The sequence below is a fragment of the Paenibacillus sp. FSL H8-0282 genome, assembly GCF_037963825.1.
Classification (GTDB): Bacteria; Bacillota; Bacilli; order Paenibacillales; family Paenibacillaceae; genus Paenibacillus_AQ; species Paenibacillus_AQ odorifer.
This window is the reverse complement of the sequence record NZ_CP150146.1, coordinates 5,901,386-5,919,107: the sequence shown is the minus strand read 5'-3', so window position 1 is coordinate 5,919,107 and position 17,722 is coordinate 5,901,386. Positions and strand designations below refer to the sequence as shown.

Sequence of the window (17,722 nt, the reverse complement as noted above, 5' to 3'; positions counted from 1 at the left end):
ACAAAATAGTTCAATATATAAACTGGGGGTTAGTAGTACTAATGAAAAAATCAATGATACTTGTGCTTACATTAATGGTATTGGTCGTAGCGGGTTGTGGCTCTAATAAAGCAGCCGAGAACAATACTGCAAAAGGTAGTAATGATGAGTTAACCAAATTAAAGATCGCTACACTGATCCCACCTATGACAGAAATTCTGGATATTGTGAAGCCGCTCCTGAAGGAAGATGGCATTGATCTGGAGATCGTTGTTCTCTCTGATAATGTGCAGCCTAATGAGGCGTTGGCTAATAAAGAAGTAGACGCTAACTTTTTCCAACACGTTCCTTATATGAAGCAATATAATGAAAGCAAAGGCTCTAATCTGGTAGAGGTACAGCCTGTTTATGACGCTATTTATGGCGGATACTCCAAACGTTATAAGACTATAGCTGATCTTCCTGAAGGGGCTACGCTTGTAATGGCTAATGATCCATCTAACATCGGCCGTTCATTGCAAATGTTCGCTGCAGCTGATCTTATTAAGCTAAAAGAAGGCGTAGGCATTCAAGCCACACAAGCAGACATTACTGAAAATCCAAAAAAATTCAAGTTTGAAGAAGTCGATCTCTTAATGCTGGCCCGTATGCTTGATGATGGCGATCTGGTAGCCATGACTCCGGCTTATGCGAGCCCACTAGGATTGACACCGAAGAAAGATGCACTGATTACGGAAGGCGAAGATTCCGAATTCACAATTACTTTGGTGGCACGTGAAGATAACAAGGACTCTGACGCCATTCAAAAGCTGGCTAAACGGATCAGCGGTCCTGAAGTGAAAAAGTTCCTTGAGGATAATTACGCGGATATTGCGTTGCCTGCGTTTAAATAAGCTGAATATGGATCTATAAAAAAGGGCAGCCCGGCGATATTTACCGGGCTGCCCTTTTTGTAATAGGAGTATTTAGGTGTGTCTTACATTACTCGGCTTCTCTCAGCCGTTCCACAATGGATGCTTGGGATAACGTTTTATAGGCTCTCAGTGTCACTGTGTAAGCGAGAATTAACAAAATAGGAACGGTGAGGATAAACGGCAGCCAACTCATCTGAAATACCATAAAGGCCATATTATCCGTGATGTTTTTGGAAAGGTTATAGGTCAGCAATACACCTAATGTTGAGGTTATGAGGACGGTTAGCAAAACGGTGTAGAATCCTTCAAGGATCAGCATACGTTTTAGCTGCTTTTTGGTCATGCCAATACTCTCCAGCATGGCAAGTTCATTCCGGCGGGAGACTACCCCGGTGAGTACAGTGTTGATATAATTCAGCACCCCGATTAGAGCAATGACCAGGCTAAGCCCATACCCGACGGTTTGAAAAATGCGAATGAATCCACCGAGCTCATCCTTGTAATCCTCCCTTGATTTTAAAGTTAATTCATCAGTTGAATCTGTTAAAGCTTTGACCACTTGTTCTACCTGGTCCAGCTTAGTCGGATCGACATGTAGTGTGGCTGAAACGATATTGGCTGGATCTGTACCCTTCGGCATTTCCTTCTGCAGCTCCGAAGCAGGGAGGAAGATGTTGTAACCTAACATAGAGTAAGATTTTGTTGTGGCAGCATATACTGCATCATGTTTTACTACTGCCATCACTTCATAAGATTTATCCGACTTCTCGAAAGTGACTGTATCTCCAGGATGATAATAGGTGCGGTAGCTATCTTCTTCTATAAACATGGCCTCAGATATGACCGCATATTTTCCTGAAGCAAACTTCTGCCTGTTAAACTCCCCTTCAATAATATCCTTGTCCACAAGATCATACCAGCCCGGATCTAATCCATATAAATGATTGTAGACCATCCCCCCCTTATCTAAAGTGGAGAGAAGATAAGGATGTGGGTCAGCAGCTGCCATTGGCTCCAAAATAGCCCGGACAGCATCATCGACAGGAGATGGAACATATCTGTGGTAAACCTTATCAACAGTTTCTACACCGTCAATTTTACTTAGATTGTTGGCGAATTCCTCTGAAAGCTTATATGGATCACCGTCTCGAGGTCCTGTAATACTGACTAGCACTTCATTCTGAACCACAAAATCACCGGAGATAAAGGCACGCAGATATTTATTCACATCCAGTGAGGAAATTACTGTAAAAATGGTACTGAACAAGATGATACTCAAGGAGAGTGAAGAGAGCATCAGGATCAGCTTCTTTTTGCTTCTGAACAGGTTGGAGAACGCCATGTTGTGAAGTTTTGCGCCATGTTTTGATTTTTTGGCATTCCGTTTTCCACCGCTGCTGACTCCGGCAAATTTTACAGCCTCTACCGGCGAGGTTCGCGAAGCCATTCGGCCCGGTTTGCTTGCGGCGATCCATACTGTCATAAACGAGAATGCTGCTGCACCAATAAATATCCACGGGCTAGCAGAATAGACATTATCAGTAGAACCGTTTAAAAATGAGGAGGCCATAGGGAGAATCAGCAGACCTAGCAGATACCCGAACCCCAATCCAAAAGGCAATGCGACGAGATAAAGTGACCGGGCCTGAATGGAGATGATCTTTTTCAGTTGTCGGGGTGTGGTACCGATGGTCTTTAGCAGCCCGTAAAATTTGACATCCCGCACGACGGAAATAAAAAAGATATTGTAGATTAGTAAATAGCCGCTCAGCATGGTGATAAGAATGACAACTGCATAAGGAATGATATTCAGTAGATTATCGGAGAGAGAAACACTTGTATAAGCCGGATTGACACCATAAGGTACATCCAGGCCGGTGTCCGTCAAAATCTTTTGTACCTTCTGTTCAATATTATAAGAATTATTAAACATCACCCCTAGACCTGCGGTGTTCACATAAGAACCCGTTGCCTCAGAGATGTCCGGGTCAATATGGGAAATGTTCTTCTGTGTAAATGCTTCGGATACAAAAGCCAATCCTGACATCGCCAAATTTTGATCGGTTTCGTAATATCCGGAGAGCTTAAAGTCTTGGCTTATGACTTTTTCACCAATGTCTATATCCAGCTTCACAGTCTGGCCTAACTCATGTTTTGCTCCTAGCAAGTCAAGCGACCAAGTATTTAGGACGATTTCATTCTCTTGGGAGGGCAGTCCGCCGGCTATAAAGTTGATAAAACCGTGTTTGGCATAATTCTCGTCAATTCGAAGGACCTCTACCCGGTGATTCTTGAACAGACTGGTGCTTATATCGCCAACCTTAAGGAAGACGCCATACTCTTTGATGGATGGTTGATTCTTCAGCTTCTCCAACTCGGCAGGATTCAGATATTTGAAGCTTCCATGATAATCGCTGCCGGTAGTCTGCATTTGTGCGCGTTGCATCGATTTGTTAATACTGAGCGCCAAGGTAAACACGCTGGTGATCAAAAGCGTAGTCAGTACGATGGCACAGATGATAGTGAAATTGCGAGCACGGTTGGCTTTGAGGCTTTTTTTGGCTAAAGTAGCAATGGTCTTATGGTTATTCGTGCTGATCATGGCTGGCTCACTCCGGAGCTACGGAGTGAGCCAGTGAAAATGACGCCATCTTCAATACGGATAATACGGTCAGCAGTTTGAGCAATTTGTTCATTGTGTGTGATCATCACAATGGTTTGGTTGAATTTTTCACTCATCTGTTTAAGTAAAATCAGCACTTCTTGGCTTGTTTTGCTGTCCAGATTACCTGTAGGTTCATCTGCTAAGATGATTGAAGGTTTGGTCGCCAATGCTCTGGCTATTGCCACCCGTTGCTGCTGTCCGCCAGACAGATTAGAAGGTAGAGTATTCATCTTTTCCTGCAAGCCTAAAGTGCGGATGATTAGATCAAGATAAGTTTCGTCAATTTTGCCACCGTCCAGTTCAATGGGCAGCACAATATTCTCCCGCACATTTAGTATGGGTACCAAATTGTAATTCTGAAAAACAAACCCCACCGATCTGCGCCGAAAAATGGTCAGCTTCTCATCACTCATCGCAAAAATATCGTTCCCGTCCACGTAAACCTTGCCCTCTGTTGCCCGATCTAATCCGCCAAGCATATGAAGAAGAGTGCTTTTGCCGCTGCCGCTAGTGCCGACAATGGCGACAAACTCCCCTTTATCCACTGACAGTGATATACCGTCCAAAGCCTTAACGCTTGCGCCAACCTTTCCATAGTGTTTTTTTAAATTTTCAGTCTGTAGAATCGGCATAACTCTTCCCCTCCAATGAGATCTGTTTGTCCATGATTTAAGGGTAGCAAATCAATCTGACAGGAGAGTGTCTGAATTCTGACCATAATGACACATTCTATTTCAGCGCTGGGGCAGGTAAACAGAGAAAGTTGTACCTTTTCCAGTTTCAGAAATGACGTTGATATGGCCGCCTTGCGCCGTGATAATCTCTCTGGACAAAAACAACCCGATGCCGACCCCCTCGAATTCACGCGCTTGCTTTCCTCGGTAAAACCGCTTAAAGATGTGAGGGATTTCTTCGCTGGGGATTCCAAGTCCAGTATCGGTAAGGTGGAGACAGGTGAACATCTCGTTGCTTTCAGCAAGAACGGAAATTTGTCCGTTATGCGGTGTGTACTTCACAGCATTCTCGAGCAGGTTGAATAGTGCTTCACTTGTCCATTTGACATCGTGGCAGGCTAAGATGTGTGTCCCGCAGTCAATATTGATCGTAATTTGTTTGTTTTCCGCTTGTGCATAAATCTGGGATAAAGCCTGCGTCAGAGTTTGTATGAGCGGTTTCGCCTCAATCTGCTGTAGGGAGATCATTCCTGTTTCCAAACGTGATAATTTGATTAGAGACTGAATCAGCCAATCCAACTTATCTGACTGCGCTTTAATATGCTGTATGTAGTGCCGGACATTCTCATTTAGTCCGGGCATCTCTTCGAGCAACTGACTGAATACCATGATATTAGAGAGGGGGGTCTTGGTTTGATGGGAGATATCCGAGATCAGCTCTTTTATTTTGTTTTTCTCTGTTTGGATATTTCGTTCATTCGCCTTAGCCATCCCTATATACCGCTTTAGTTTATGTTCCATCGAAGACAGAGCGGTTTCTTCATAGTTAGTGAGTGGCGGCAGGTCATGTATAGCCCGTTCAATCGCAGTGTCCAAGGTCTGTATATAGATTGCGATCTGGCGGTTCCATAACCAGACCCATACGGCTCCTGTCGCTAATATACAGATGATAAATAGAGAAGTCAGTTGGAGCAGAGTGGGGTCGAACCCGTACAGAAACATTATACTGCCGATAAAACAGGCTACTAGTATAAGGATGATCAGTAAAAAGAGCCTATGAATTTGCTTGAAATTAGCAGGTGGGCTATTGGTTTTCATGGTTTTTGCCCTTCAGTCCACATGTATCCAAGTCCGTAAATGGTCTTGATATATTTGGGTGCTGCCGGGTCATCCTCAAGTTTAGCACGCAGCCGTTTGATGGCTACTGTCAATGCGTTTTCATCCACAAATTCGGCATCCTTGCTCCAGATCTTGTCTATCAGCTGTTCTCGGGTCAAAATATTGCCCGTATTCGTCACCAGCAGCCGCAGCAGTTTTTGCTCAGTTTTGCTCAGCTGGAGCGATTGTTTATTTTTGCTGTACTCCAGTTTCTCAAAATCGAGTTCTAAGGGACCCAATGTTATTTTTCCAGTCCCTAGTGATTCCGTTCTTCTGAGCACTGCCATTACTCTGGCGCGAAGCACCATTAGGCTGAATGGTTTAGTGATATAGTCATCGCCCCCCAATGCAAAACCGGTGATAATGTCGGACTCCATATCATTGGCGGTTAGGAAAATAATGGGTACGCGTGAGGTCTTGCGAAGTTGCTCGCAATAATCCAGTCCACTGCCGTCTGGCAGATTGATGTCCAGAATGATGAGATCAATAGGGTTAACTGCGAAAATATGCTCCGCCGCGGCAATATCGTAGGCTTGATGGATCATGACATTGTTTTGAGAAAGAGTGAGAGCGATCCCTTTATTTAAACTACGGTCGTCCTCAACGATCAGTATGTTCATAGTAATTCTCCTTTGTTTCTTATTTGATCATTATACATTCTCGGGATTTATTCGAAAGCGAGATTTTTATTTAGTAGACAGTTGAAAGTGGACTTTTCTTTATAATCTTTAAAAATGTTTTATTGTATATTAAATGTAATTTTCTAGAACAAATAGTTAGTATAGTCCTCAAAAAAAACATTGTAAACGAATTTTTTTATATAAAATAGTAAATTTTTGGAATAACATGGAATATAGAAGGGGCACCAAAAAATCTCTATTTTAATAATGCAATTAAAATTTACAACGAAACTGAAGAAAAAAATGAATATTTCAAGAGATCTATGTAGAGGAGAGAAGGACTTTGGAACAAAAAGATGTAATAAGCTTTTCCCCCAATACAAAGTTTTTATTTAATAATGATCTAGCTATTGTTTTTAATAGACTTAATCGGAAGTGGGTTAAGATTCCAAGAGTCTGTCAAGAAACTCTGAATGAGTGTGATCAACGCAAATATAGTTTTGGGGAATTAATGGACGCAATGGCGGATGATGAGGATCGTGAGTATATGTCCGAAGTAGTTCAGTCTCTAAGCAGAATAGAAGTGTTTGACTCTCAAACGCCAAAGACAAGACTGCATGATGTCAGCTTTGCTATTTCAAATCGATGTAATCTCCACTGCAAGCATTGTATGGTCAATGTTGATAGCTGTGCTACAAATGAGAAATTTACAACGAAAGAGATAATCTCTGCTCTGGACAAAATAATTGCTGCTAACCCTGAGGCGATAACGATAACAGGTGGAGAAGCGCTGGTTCGAACAGATTTTAAAGAAATCATTACTTACTTAAGAGTTAACTTTGATGGTCATATTTCTCTAATGACTAATGGGACATTAATAAACGAAAATAACGTCAAATATATTATAAATTCGATTAATAGTATAGATATTAGTTTGGATGGAGTGGACGAAGAAACCTGTTCAGTGGTCAGAGGTAAAGGGGTTTTTAAAAGAGCAGTGTCAGCCATTCATTTATTACAAGAAAATGGATTTCATAAAATAACAACTTCTATGATATTAAGCGCTACCAACCAAAATTATGTTGATGAATTTTTTGAGCTTAATAAAAGGTTGGGGTGTAAAGGGATCCTACGAGCGTTAAGTTTTGTTGGACAAGCAGAGCAGAATAAAGAGTTGCTTACAACCACAGTCTCTAAAAAGACCAGTGTGGATATATCGTTGAAAGATAAATGGGAAAAAGAAGATCAGAAATTCTATACATGTTCCTGTGCAGCAGGGTGTAAAACACTCACGATTGAGAGTGATGGCGGAATATATCCATGCAATTTGTTCATAGAACCCGAACATAAACTTGGGGATATCATGGACATAGCATCGTTGGAAGAGTGTTTAGTCTTAAGTGACAAACAGTTTTTAAGTGACAGCTTGCAACAATATGAACCGGAACAAATGGAAAAATGTAAAACTTGTAACGTTAACTACTTCTGTTGGAGTTGTATACACGAGATTGTAGATTTGAAGTCTCCAGATGATTTTGAACAACGTTGTATGGGAATGAAGAGTTTTTTAGAGTCAGTATGGGCGTAAAGATGAAATTATGAGGAGCTGATCCCAATCAATGTAACTATTTTTTTTACAAGAGACTGTAATCTGCAATGTAGTTATTGTTATGAAGGAGAAAAATTTTCAAAAGAAATTACTGGAGAAATAATTAATGAGATACCAGGCTTTTTACTAGAACACATGAGGAAGATAAATGATCAGAAAATAAATATTGTGACACACGGAGGAGAACCCTTGTTGGTTTTTCCAAAAATAAAATCATTTATAAATAAAACCAAAAAAACAATACCAAAAGCAAAGTTTTCGATTACAACCAATGGAACAATTATAAATGATGAAATTTTAGAACTTTTATCTAATGAATACGAAAATGTCTCAATCAGTATTGATGGTACCAAGGAGGCACACGACCAAAATCGAGTTTATAAAAATTACTCCGGTTCATTTGATTTAGTTAAAAAGAATGCATCGCGTTTGCTAGAACGAAGACCAGATGCAGTAGCCAGAATGACTGTGACCAGCTCAAATGTATCACAGCTAAATCAGGGTGTTATTGAGTTAATTCGGTTGGGATTTCAAAATATAATGCCAGTACCGGATGAAAATGATAGGGAATGGGATGAACAATCACTTGAAGTACTTTTGGAACAGTGCAAGCTTATTACATCTTATTTGCACAATAACCAAGAAATAAGCACAACACTTGATGTTGGATTTATAAATGATGCGCCTAACAAAACCAAAAATTCAGTTTGTGATGGTGGAATTGGCTCATTGACTATAGATACAGATGGGAAACTTTATCCTTGTATTATTGCAAACGGGGTAGAAGAGTTTTGTATTGGAAACATTTTTGAAGGAATAGATGAAGAAAAATTAGTAGAAATTCATTCCGAGGATAATCGAGTCATAGCAGAGTGTGATGGTTGTGAACGATATCACTATTGTACAACCACCAGATGCAAAATTATTAATCGGATAAAAACAGGTGATTTTAATAAAGCATCTGGAACAAGGTGTTGTCTAGAGCACATTTTTATTGAATCGGCAATTTATACTGAAGAACTAGTCAAAATTATTTAATTGCGTTAGTAGAATAAATCCCACCCCATTAAAAAATAAATTAGAAAGGAGGACTGAGCGTATGAAGGTCACTAAAATCACAAGAAAAACCACCCTTTCTTCCAATGTAGAAGCTCAAGGATGTAAAGATGACTGCAAAGTTAAAGTATGGGCTGGAAAAAAAGAAGCCGATGGTAGCGCAGCGGGTTGTTGGTCCACTTATCAATATACTCCACGTTGGAATCCACTTGGCTAAGCTTAAATAAAATTTTAAAAAAACGAGAGGAGAAATAATCGAATGTTAAATGTGCAAAAAATTAAAAATCCAATAACAATCAACCAATCTAATGTTCAGGGACAAGGATGTGATGATGATTGTACTGAACATAATAAATTCGTTGGTAAATCTAATGGGAACACAAAGGGTTGTGTAAAATATGACACGATATATACACCTAAAAATAATTGGTTTGCATAATATATAACTTTCTGTAAACTGTGGGATTTATTTTATTATATAAAACCACTGCCGGGTTTCGTTACTTGGAACTCAGTAGTGGTTTAAAAATATTGTTTTAACAGGAGCACATTATGGAGCCCATAGTAGTGATTATTGATTCTGGTATAAGGGCCACGCTCATTGGTGAGCGATTAATAGACTCAATTTCATTTCAAAAAGAAGAGCAGGAAGTGGATCGTTCAGGGCATGGGACTGCATGCGCTATAGTAATCAAGTCTATATGTCCAGACTCAAAATTCATTTCAATCTCTATTTTGGATGCCGAAGGCTTTACTAGTTCACAAATATTAAGAGAAGCACTGGAATATTGCCTTACTATAGACTGCCATATCATAAACTTAAGTCTATCTTTACTGGATGAGGATAACTATGAAATAAAAGAAATATGCGATGAATTGCTAAAACAAAATAAAGTTGTAGTTTCCGCTGTAAGAAATCGATATAAGTTAAGCGAACCAGCCATTTTCGATTCAGTTTTAGGGGTAAGAGGAAGTCTTTTTCCTTCACCAAATGAATTTTGGTTCAATTCACATAAAACAATACAACTAATAACAGATATGACCCCTGTTTTTACTAACCCGGAACTCGGAAAGTATTTTGTGTTCTCAGGCAATAGCAAGGCAACAGCTGTGGGGTCCGGTTTAGTTGCTAGAACAATCATGTTAGAAAATTATACAGATATAAAAGATATTTATCGAAATTTATCTAATAAATGTATAAAGAGTCAGTGGATAGAACGTGAATTGCAAGCAGCGATATCTTCACATCGTTATAAAAGAAGAAATGCTAAATTTGCAGAAAGCAACGTCGTTTATGCAAAAATCGAACAATTGATTAGACAAGTCTCTACAACTGCGGGTGAGAACATAATAGATGAAACTCTGAAAGCTAATGACAGTCTTTTTGAAATGGGGATTATGGTACCTGAAACTGTCGTCCCGTTAATACAGGCATTGGAAGAGGAATTTAGGGTAAAACTTGATTTGAAAAATATAACCCCTTTTATGCTGGAGACAATCAGTTGTATTAGTGACACACTGAGAGGTGTTAAAAATAAGACAGACAAAAATGATATTACAAATATGGAAATACACAAAGGGATCACGTAAATTTTATTTTCCAATCGGGCTATGTCTTTTATTTAGCACCATAGAATCTCTTCTAACACCGTATCTTATTTCACAAATTATTGATCAATCTATATCCAACAAAGATCTGTCGTCTTTATTGGAGTATATATCTATTATTCTAGTTGTCAGTATTATTGGGTATATTAGCATGATTGTTTCGCAGAATTTAACTGTAAAGCTAGAAAGGGAAATCACCTTAAAAATAAGAGAAGAATGCCTGGATTGTATTTGTAAGCAGTCTGGAGAATTTTATACCTATGCAGATAGTAGCGATTTGCTTACTCTAGTTCTTCAGGATGTCGAGAGTATAGCAGATATTTTAGCGAGACAGTTACTAACAATGGCATATAACTTCATAAAGATCATCGGTGTGTTATTTCTCATCTTCAAATTACAAAATAACATGTCGATCGTCATGATTGGCCTTATTCTGCTGATGATTTTTCTACAAATATCGTCAAACAAAAAAATAGAAAAAACTACCTTAGATAGTAGGCATTCGATTATAAAGTTGCAAAGTTCCTTGCAGGAATTAATTATGAATTTGATGAATTTTGTCCAAAACGGACTGATAATATTTCAAAATAAAAAGATTAAAAGAAATGAAGATGATTTCACAAGAGCTAAAATCAATACAACTTTAGCAATGGCTAAATATAATTCACTTATGAATTTTATTAGCTCGATTATTACAGTCACAATCGTTGGATGGGGAGGATTTAATGTCATCACACAACTGATGACGATTGGGGATCTTTTTAGTTTTCAGGTATATACTCAAAGATTGATTTCTCCGGTCATGAGTATGTTAAATATTAGTGCTGATCTGGCATCAAGTTATGTATCGTGGGATAGACTGAACACTCTTCTAACTCGAGAATCGACCATTAAAGATAGCGGGAAATTAAGTTGTGAAATTAATGGACAAATACAGTTCTCAGATGTGAGCTTTGGCTACAATCAAACAGAAATATTATCCAAGGCTTCATTCACCGTTAACGAGGGAACCATTCACGCTATCGTTGGGCCAAGCGGAGCAGGAAAAACTACTATTATCCAACTCATATTTCGTCTTTGGGAGCCCCTTGCCGGAACAATAACATTAGATGGGCGAAGGATTTCTGAATATACATTAGATTGTCTAAGAAGACAGATTAGTATTGTCAGTCAGAATATTTTTCTTCTTAACGATACTATCTATAATAATATCGTTTTAAACAAAGAGAGTGTCACTGATCAAGAAGTCGAAAGAGCATTAAAAGGAGCGAACATATACGATCTGGTGCATGGCTTAAAGGATGGATGGCATACAGTTATAGGAGAGAATGGAATCCGTTTATCCGGTGGGGAAAAGCAACGTTTAGCTATCGCGCGAGCCATTTTTAAAGATGCACCTATTATGGTTTTCGATGAAGCTACTTCAATGCTGGATAACAATACAGAGCATGAAATAACAGACCAGATTCTATCACTATTTAAGGGAAAGACAATTATTATCATAGCTCACCGCTTATCTACAATTCGAGGTGCAGATATAATTTCTGTTTTGAAAGAAGGTCAAATTATAGAGAGAGGAACACATCATCAATTAATGCAGGAAGAGGAATTTTACTATCGTTTGTATACCACATCATAAAAGACAGTAGGGCATATGGGGAATAATCACATTTATTATCATCAGATATTCTAAAGAAATAGAGGGGTTGTGCATGAGTATATTAAAAGCTAACGACTTGAGAAAGTATTACGGTAGTGAACCAAACCCTGTCAAAGCGTTGGATGGCATAACAATGAGTGTGGAGCAAGGTGAATTTGTGGCTATCGTTGGGACTTCCGGCAGCGGTAAGTCTACGCTACTGCATATGCTCGGGGGCCTTGATAATCCTACCTCTGGCACCGTAGAAGTGAATGGGAAAGAACTGTCAAAGATGAACAGTGATCAGCTTACGATTTTTAGACGTAAAAATATCGGGTTCATTTTTCAAAATTATAATCTAATGCCGATACTTAATGTCTACGAGAATATCGTTCTGCCGATTGAACTTGATGGAAACAAGGTGGATAAGGAGTATGTGAACATCATTGTAAGGATGTTAGGACTGAAGGAGAAGCTGAATAATTTACCCAACAATTTGTCTGGGGGCCAACAACAGCGTGTAGCAATTGCAAGGGCTTTAGCGATGAAGCCCGCTATTATCCTTGCCGATGAGCCCACTGGAAATTTGGATAGTCAAACAAGTGAAGAGGTAATCAAGCTGCTGGAAATGACTAGTCACCAACTAAATCAAACAATCATTATGATTACACATAACAACGAAATTTCCTTGCGTGCTGATCGGATTCTCCGTATGGAGGATGGGAAAATCGTGGATTAGAGAGGGAAAAAATGTATAGAAATCATTCTTCATCCGTCATCCGAAAATTATTTCAGAGATACTATAAGGCAAACAAAACCAGAAATATTATATTGGCATGCGCCATCATTCTTACGACCATTCTGATTACAGCAGCTTGCAGCACATTTTACAGTTACTTGAAATTATCTAAACATCAAGAAATGAAAGAAACCGGGACAAGTGCTAATGTTATTTTGAGTCGTCCAACACAGAATCAATTAGATTTATTAAGTAAATTTGATATTTTAAAGCCTGAAATGAATATTCAAACCAAAATGGGATCACTTGTCAATAATAAGGGACAGGCTGGGATTGATATACAGATGATCAGTTCTACAAATTGGGAGGAATATAGCGGATCACTTGTAGATAATATGCAGGGTACCTATCCTGCTAAAGGCAATGAAATCATGATGTCAACATGGCTGTTGAATAGGTTGGGATACTCAAAGCCGCAGACTGGAATGGAGGTTTCATTGTCTGTTGCTATCAGTGATATTTCAAAAAACGGCGACGCAGAGGTTCAGAGCCTTCCCTTTACTCTGTCTGGATTCTATGAGGACACGGCAAATATCAATTCTGAAAACAATCGAATTGTCTTTTTTTCAGAAACATTTTTAAGAGAACATCCGCAGGAAGTGCCGAATCTTGTAGGGTTATTATTTAAAGATACCAGACATTATCACGATAAAATCGAGCAGATTCGAGCCTCCATTGATTTGGATGGAAATCAGCAGTTGATTCCTTCATATGACGGTAAATTGAATATGAATGTCAAGGATTCACTGGTTGCAGTAATAATGGTTTTGTTTTTTATGTTTGATGGATACCTTATTATTTTCAACGTTGCGTATATCTCTATTACTCGAGACGTACGATTTTATGGGCTGCTGAAAATGCTGGGAATGACTAGTGCGCAAATCAAGCAAATTGTCTATTACAGTGTTGCTAAAGTAGCCTTTTTTGCCCTGCCTGTGGGGATGCTGTTGGGATGGGGGCTTTCATTTTACGTAGTGCCACTTGCCTTATCTTCGTATGAGGGTTTCTCATCCATAGATAGGCAAGTCAACTTATGGGTGTTGCTCTTGGCCCTATTTTTCTCAGCGTTAACTCTATTTTTAAGCTATAGAGCACCTGCAAAGAAGGCAGGGAGAATTTCTCCGATTGAAGCGTCGAAACATACTGATACACAATCCGGAAAACAAAAATCAAGAGGTAGACATGGTGCGAAAATACCGTATATGTCGTTAAAAAATATACTCCGTAGTAAAAAAAGATTGCTTTTTGTTGTGTTAACGCTCTTCTTAGGCAGCACTGCACTTGTGGTGCTTTCCACATTTCTAAAATCCTTCAGTGCGGAGGAATACATCAATGCAGAGGTTAAATACGACATTGCTATGTATAACCAAATGACCAGAGCCAGTTTTAATCCAACAGAGGAGCAGCACTTTACTCCTGAGTTGCTGTCGCAAATTTCCGCAGTAAACGGGATCCGTGAACTCGAACGAACGACGGTAGTATCTATTTTCCAGCATTATTCAGATAGTACTCATGGTGAGTGGCTGCGAAATTACAATGAATTTCGTGCAGGTGTGAATGAGGAACTCAGAGATAAAAAACATTATGAAGAAGATCCTAAAACTAACTTTTGGGGTTTATTGATCGGCATTGATGATAAAAAACTGGAGGAGTATAACCGTACTGCTAAGAACCCGATTAATTTAAGCGACTTTTCCAAAGGGAAGATAGCATTGGTAACTGATATTAATGGGAATGGCATTCCAATAGGTGTACAGATACCCTTCACGGTAATTGACAACAACAAGAGCTATAAGGTGAAAATTGGCGGTCAAATGACGTTTGAACGTGATGCTATGAATAGTGGTGCTGCTCCATGGCTAATTGTGTCAAATAATGTTATCAACAAATATCATTCTGATGCTGTGATTTACTCTATTAAGATTAATGCGCAAAAAGGAAAAGAACAGGATGTGTTGAATGAGGTTAAACTACTTACAAGCGGAGACAGCAGCATTTCAGGCACCTCAAAAATTGAACAGGCAAAAGCGTTTGCTGACTTAAAGCAGTCTTTTTCCAATCTTTCTATTGTTATCATTATCATTTTAAGCAGCATCGGTGTTTTGAATTTTATTAACACTATATTAGTAAGCATTGTATCCAGAAAACAGGAGTTTGCTGTTCTAGCATCTATTGGCGCGACGAAGAAGCAGATTAAATGGCTGATCACCTTTGAAGGAATCTGGTTTGCTCTAATTGCTTTTGTTCTTACATTAATAGTGGGTAGTGGCATTAGTTATCTGGTCTTTAATATATTGCATGAATATATAGGCTATGGAGTGTTTAGATATCCGGTCACCTCTTTAATCATATATTCGGGGGTTGTTTTGTTGATCTGTTCAATAATTCCTGGTTTGTTGTACAAATCTATTTCCCGTTCAAGTGTTATTGAACAGCTAAGACAAGCAGAATAATAATGCAAGGGAGGTGGGAACTTTGAAACACAATAGTGGAAAAACTATGAAAAAGTTGGCAAAGCGCTCTCTTAAATCTAGCAAAAATTATTTTGCTATTCTGGCAATAGCCTTGGCTGCGATTATGTTCACCAGTGTATTTACTATTGCAGGGAGTTTGTTAGAGTCAATGAAAGACAACAAGATGAGAATCGCGGGGAGCAATGCTCATGGTGGATTTCATCAAATGTCTATGCCTGAGTATAAAAGAGTCTCTTCAGATTTAATGATTAAGGACATCTCCTATTCGGTTCTTATCGGTGATGCACAGGGGGTTGCCTTTTCTAAGTTACCTACAGAAGTGAGGTATGGTGAGGAAAAGTATGCAAAATGGGCGTATAGCTTACCACAGCTTGGAAACATGCCACAGCAAAAGAAAGACATAAGTGTAAGCACCTTGGTATTGGATGCGCTGGGTCTTCCCCATACATTAGGTCAATCTATTTCGTTAACCTTCAAAACAGATGAAAAAACAATAACAGATACCTTTACCGTTTGTGGAATTTGGGATGGAAATCCGCTCTCTTGGCGTCAAAATATTTGGCTTTCTCGTGAATATGCAGATTTAATAGCTCCTGTGGCAACTGAACCATGGAACAACCGTCCCAATGTGTACTCAGGCTATATCAACAGTCAATTTTGGTTTTCGAATACGTGGGATATTGAAACGAAATCTGAACAACTTGCCAGCAGAAGTGATTTTGATGGTCAAATAACTGTTAACGCTTCTTATGATATTCTAGGATCTGAACCTCAAAATATACTTCTAGGTTTCCTTGTAATCATAGTGATTTCCTTAGCTGGATATTTGTTAATCTACAATATATTCTATATTTCAATTGCACAAGAAATTAAATCTTATGGTTTATTAAAAGTCATTGGGACAACTTCAAAACAAATCAAAAGAATGGTTCGTTATAAGGCAATATATCTTGCTTGTATCGGTATTCCTTTTGGACTAGTGATAGGTTGGACGATCGGTCGTTTTCTTGTTCCGGCTATTATCGATATTTTTGGTGAAGATATGCGCGTCGTAACAAGTGTACACCCGCTTATTTTTGCTATTGCCGCTATATTCAGCCTCTGCACAGTGTTATTAAGTTGCTTAGGGCCAGCAAAGGTTGCATCAAGGGTTTCTCCAATAGAAGCTCTAAGTTATGTTGAAGGAAAACAGGCGGGAGAACTAAGAAGAAAAAAGAAAAAAGCTCAACCAATAACATCCGTTCGTCTAGCAATGGCTAATTTAAAGAGGAACCCCCGAAAAGTGATCATCGTCACGCTTTCTTTTACACTTAGTTTGGTTATTCTTAATAGTACTTATGGTCTTGTGCATTCTTTTGATTTTAATAAGTTCATTGAGTTTCAGTCTGTTTCGGACTTTACGGTTGCTGATACTTCGATCATAAATAATTCGCCTCCATTTGATACTTCCGGTGTAAGCAATGAGTTCATAAAACAAGTAGAGTCATTGGACGGGCTTGAAAATAGCGGTAATGTTTATGTACTCCCTTTAACACAAAATTTAAGTGATCAGGCAATGTCTGCGCTGAAAAGAGAAGTCGGCTTGATGAATGAAAAGGACCAAGAGGAATTTCTGAGTTCTCAGGAAATGGTGAAACGGAGATCAATAGTGAATACATTTGGTTTCAGTGAGTGGCCGGCACAGATGATTCAAGTAAAGGAAGGAGCTTTGGATCAAAAACGCTGGGAGAAAGGAGAGGGAATCTATGTTACTAACTGTAAGAAATTCCTAGATGGTACAAGCAGCATTTATCATCCGGGAGATAAAGTTAAAGTGAGTTTTGGAAACGGAAAGGAAAAGGAATATGAAGTGCTTGCCATTGTTGATTTTCCGGGAGCTATTCACTCAGTGGCATATTATGATATAGGATTAGAGTATTTGTTGCCTTCGGATGAACTGCTTGCCCATGCAGATTCTATGCTGCCAATGTATACAATCTTTAATGTAGATGATGAACATTTAACTCAGACAGAAAAATGGCTGGAGGACTATTGCTTACATACGGATACCGGATTGGATTTCTATTCGAAGAATACTTCTAGAGAAACCTTTCGTAGTTTAATCTTTATGTATGAGGTGGTAGGAGGTGCATTTTGTATTCTGCTAGGTGTTATTGGGATTCTGAATTTCATAAATTCCATGCAAACTTCTATTTTAACCAGAAAACGAGAAATTGCCATGCTGCAATCAATAGCCATGACGGATAAGCAGGTAAAAGAAATGCTTATCTTTGAGGGGGTCGGGTATGCCTTCCTAGGGCTGATGTTTTCGATTGTGCTAGGAAGCTTGGCAAATACTACCCTAGTACCCGCAATGGGAGCAGAACTTGATTATTTTACTTGGACTTTTACATTAACCCCTATTTTACTTAGTATAATCCCCTTTATGCTGATCTCTATTGTAGTACCCGTTTTGTGTTACCACAGCATATCTAAGAAGACTATTATTGAAAGATTACGGAGCGAGGTTTTTTGATAAAGAGCCGCA

At 38.9% G+C, this 17,722-nt stretch carries 14 protein-coding genes; 10 read left to right on the top strand and 4 right to left on the bottom strand.

The annotated features are described in order from the left end of the window. Window positions 1-41 precede the first annotated feature (41 nt). On the top strand, window positions 42-872 hold the full coding sequence (locus tag NST94_RS25565) for a MetQ/NlpA family ABC transporter substrate-binding protein (protein ID WP_076308850.1): 831 nt from the start codon (window positions 42-44) through the stop codon (window positions 870-872). An 88-nt stretch (window positions 873-960) separates the two neighbouring features. Here NST94_RS25565 and NST94_RS25560 read toward each other — a convergent pair whose 3' ends face one another. From NST94_RS25560 to NST94_RS25545, 4 genes are all read right to left on the bottom strand, one after another. After that, complete coding sequence (locus NST94_RS25560) at window positions 961-3,495, bottom strand: FtsX-like permease family protein (RefSeq protein ID WP_339281418.1); 2,535 nt, start codon at window positions 3,493-3,495, stop codon at window positions 961-963. Next, window positions 3,492-4,190, bottom strand: a complete 699-nt coding sequence (locus tag NST94_RS25555) for an ABC transporter ATP-binding protein (protein ID WP_248549724.1) — start codon at window positions 4,188-4,190, stop codon at window positions 3,492-3,494. The genes NST94_RS25560 and NST94_RS25555 overlap by 4 nt, the downstream gene beginning before the upstream one ends. A gap of 102 nt (window positions 4,191-4,292) precedes the next feature. Continuing rightward, complete coding sequence (locus tag NST94_RS25550; RefSeq protein WP_076130303.1) at window positions 4,293-5,330, bottom strand: HAMP domain-containing sensor histidine kinase; 1,038 nt, start codon at window positions 5,328-5,330, stop codon at window positions 4,293-4,295. Beyond that, window positions 5,327-6,010 (bottom strand): response regulator transcription factor, encoded by a 684-nt coding sequence (locus NST94_RS25545; RefSeq protein WP_076130304.1) that lies wholly within the window; start codon window positions 6,008-6,010, stop codon window positions 5,327-5,329. Before NST94_RS25545 ends, NST94_RS25550 begins: the two co-directional genes overlap by 4 nt. Before the next feature lie 343 nt (window positions 6,011-6,353). On the opposite strand from NST94_RS25545, the gene NST94_RS25540 reads away from it, so the two are divergent. From NST94_RS25540 to NST94_RS25500, 9 genes are all read left to right on the top strand, one after another. After that, complete coding sequence (locus NST94_RS25540; RefSeq protein WP_076220400.1) at window positions 6,354-7,598, top strand: radical SAM/SPASM domain-containing protein; 1,245 nt, start codon at window positions 6,354-6,356, stop codon at window positions 7,596-7,598. Between the two features lie 18 nt (window positions 7,599-7,616). Beyond that, window positions 7,617-8,657 (top strand): radical SAM protein, encoded by a 1,041-nt coding sequence (locus tag NST94_RS25535; RefSeq protein WP_339248807.1) that lies wholly within the window; start codon window positions 7,617-7,619, stop codon window positions 8,655-8,657. 61 nt (window positions 8,658-8,718) lie between these two features. Further along, on the top strand, window positions 8,719-8,892 hold the full coding sequence (locus tag NST94_RS25530) for a hypothetical protein (protein ID WP_175620029.1): 174 nt from the start codon (window positions 8,719-8,721) through the stop codon (window positions 8,890-8,892). 42 nt (window positions 8,893-8,934) lie between these two features. Next, window positions 8,935-9,114 (top strand): hypothetical protein, encoded by a 180-nt coding sequence (locus NST94_RS25525; RefSeq protein ID WP_076220402.1) that lies wholly within the window; start codon window positions 8,935-8,937, stop codon window positions 9,112-9,114. 113 nt (window positions 9,115-9,227) lie between these two features. After that, window positions 9,228-10,265, top strand: a complete 1,038-nt coding sequence (locus tag NST94_RS25520; RefSeq protein ID WP_339244961.1) for a S8 family serine peptidase — start codon at window positions 9,228-9,230, stop codon at window positions 10,263-10,265. Then, window positions 10,225-11,922, top strand: coding sequence for an ABC transporter ATP-binding protein (locus NST94_RS25515; RefSeq protein WP_339244959.1), 1,698 nt, complete (start codon window positions 10,225-10,227; stop codon window positions 11,920-11,922). Before NST94_RS25520 ends, NST94_RS25515 begins: the two co-directional genes overlap by 41 nt. A gap of 73 nt (window positions 11,923-11,995) precedes the next feature. Beyond that, window positions 11,996-12,661 (top strand): ABC transporter ATP-binding protein, encoded by a 666-nt coding sequence (locus NST94_RS25510; protein WP_076130305.1) that lies wholly within the window; start codon window positions 11,996-11,998, stop codon window positions 12,659-12,661. Between the two features lie 11 nt (window positions 12,662-12,672). Continuing rightward, complete coding sequence (locus tag NST94_RS25505; protein WP_076304975.1) at window positions 12,673-15,174, top strand: ABC transporter permease; 2,502 nt, start codon at window positions 12,673-12,675, stop codon at window positions 15,172-15,174. 22 nt (window positions 15,175-15,196) lie between these two features. After that, window positions 15,197-17,710 (top strand): ABC transporter permease, encoded by a 2,514-nt coding sequence (locus NST94_RS25500; protein WP_339281417.1) that lies wholly within the window; start codon window positions 15,197-15,199, stop codon window positions 17,708-17,710. The last annotated feature ends 12 nt before the right edge of the window (window positions 17,711-17,722 follow it).

What these genes read in the sequence shown, in the direction of transcription:
- NST94_RS25555 (WP_248549724.1), bottom strand. Translation starts at nt 4,190, where the DNA reads ATGCCGATTCTACAGACTGAAAATTTAAAAAAACACTATGGAAAGGTT.
- NST94_RS25515 (WP_339244959.1), top strand. Translation starts at nt 10,225, where the DNA reads ATGATATTACAAATATGGAAATACACAAAGGGATCACGTAAATTTTAT.
- NST94_RS25565 (WP_076308850.1), top strand. Translation starts at nt 42, where the DNA reads ATGAAAAAATCAATGATACTTGTGCTTACATTAATGGTATTGGTCGTA.
- NST94_RS25545 (WP_076130304.1), bottom strand. Translation starts at nt 6,010, where the DNA reads ATGAACATACTGATCGTTGAGGACGACCGTAGTTTAAATAAAGGGATC.
- NST94_RS25505 (WP_076304975.1), top strand. Translation starts at nt 12,673, where the DNA reads ATGTATAGAAATCATTCTTCATCCGTCATCCGAAAATTATTTCAGAGA.
- NST94_RS25550 (WP_076130303.1), bottom strand. Translation starts at nt 5,330, where the DNA reads ATGAAAACCAATAGCCCACCTGCTAATTTCAAGCAAATTCATAGGCTC.
- NST94_RS25525 (WP_076220402.1), top strand. Translation starts at nt 8,935, where the DNA reads ATGTTAAATGTGCAAAAAATTAAAAATCCAATAACAATCAACCAATCT.
- NST94_RS25530 (WP_175620029.1), top strand. Translation starts at nt 8,719, where the DNA reads ATGAAGGTCACTAAAATCACAAGAAAAACCACCCTTTCTTCCAATGTA.
- NST94_RS25520 (WP_339244961.1), top strand. Translation starts at nt 9,228, where the DNA reads ATGGAGCCCATAGTAGTGATTATTGATTCTGGTATAAGGGCCACGCTC.
- NST94_RS25560 (WP_339281418.1), bottom strand. Translation starts at nt 3,495, where the DNA reads ATGATCAGCACGAATAACCATAAGACCATTGCTACTTTAGCCAAAAAA.
- NST94_RS25510 (WP_076130305.1), top strand. Translation starts at nt 11,996, where the DNA reads ATGAGTATATTAAAAGCTAACGACTTGAGAAAGTATTACGGTAGTGAA.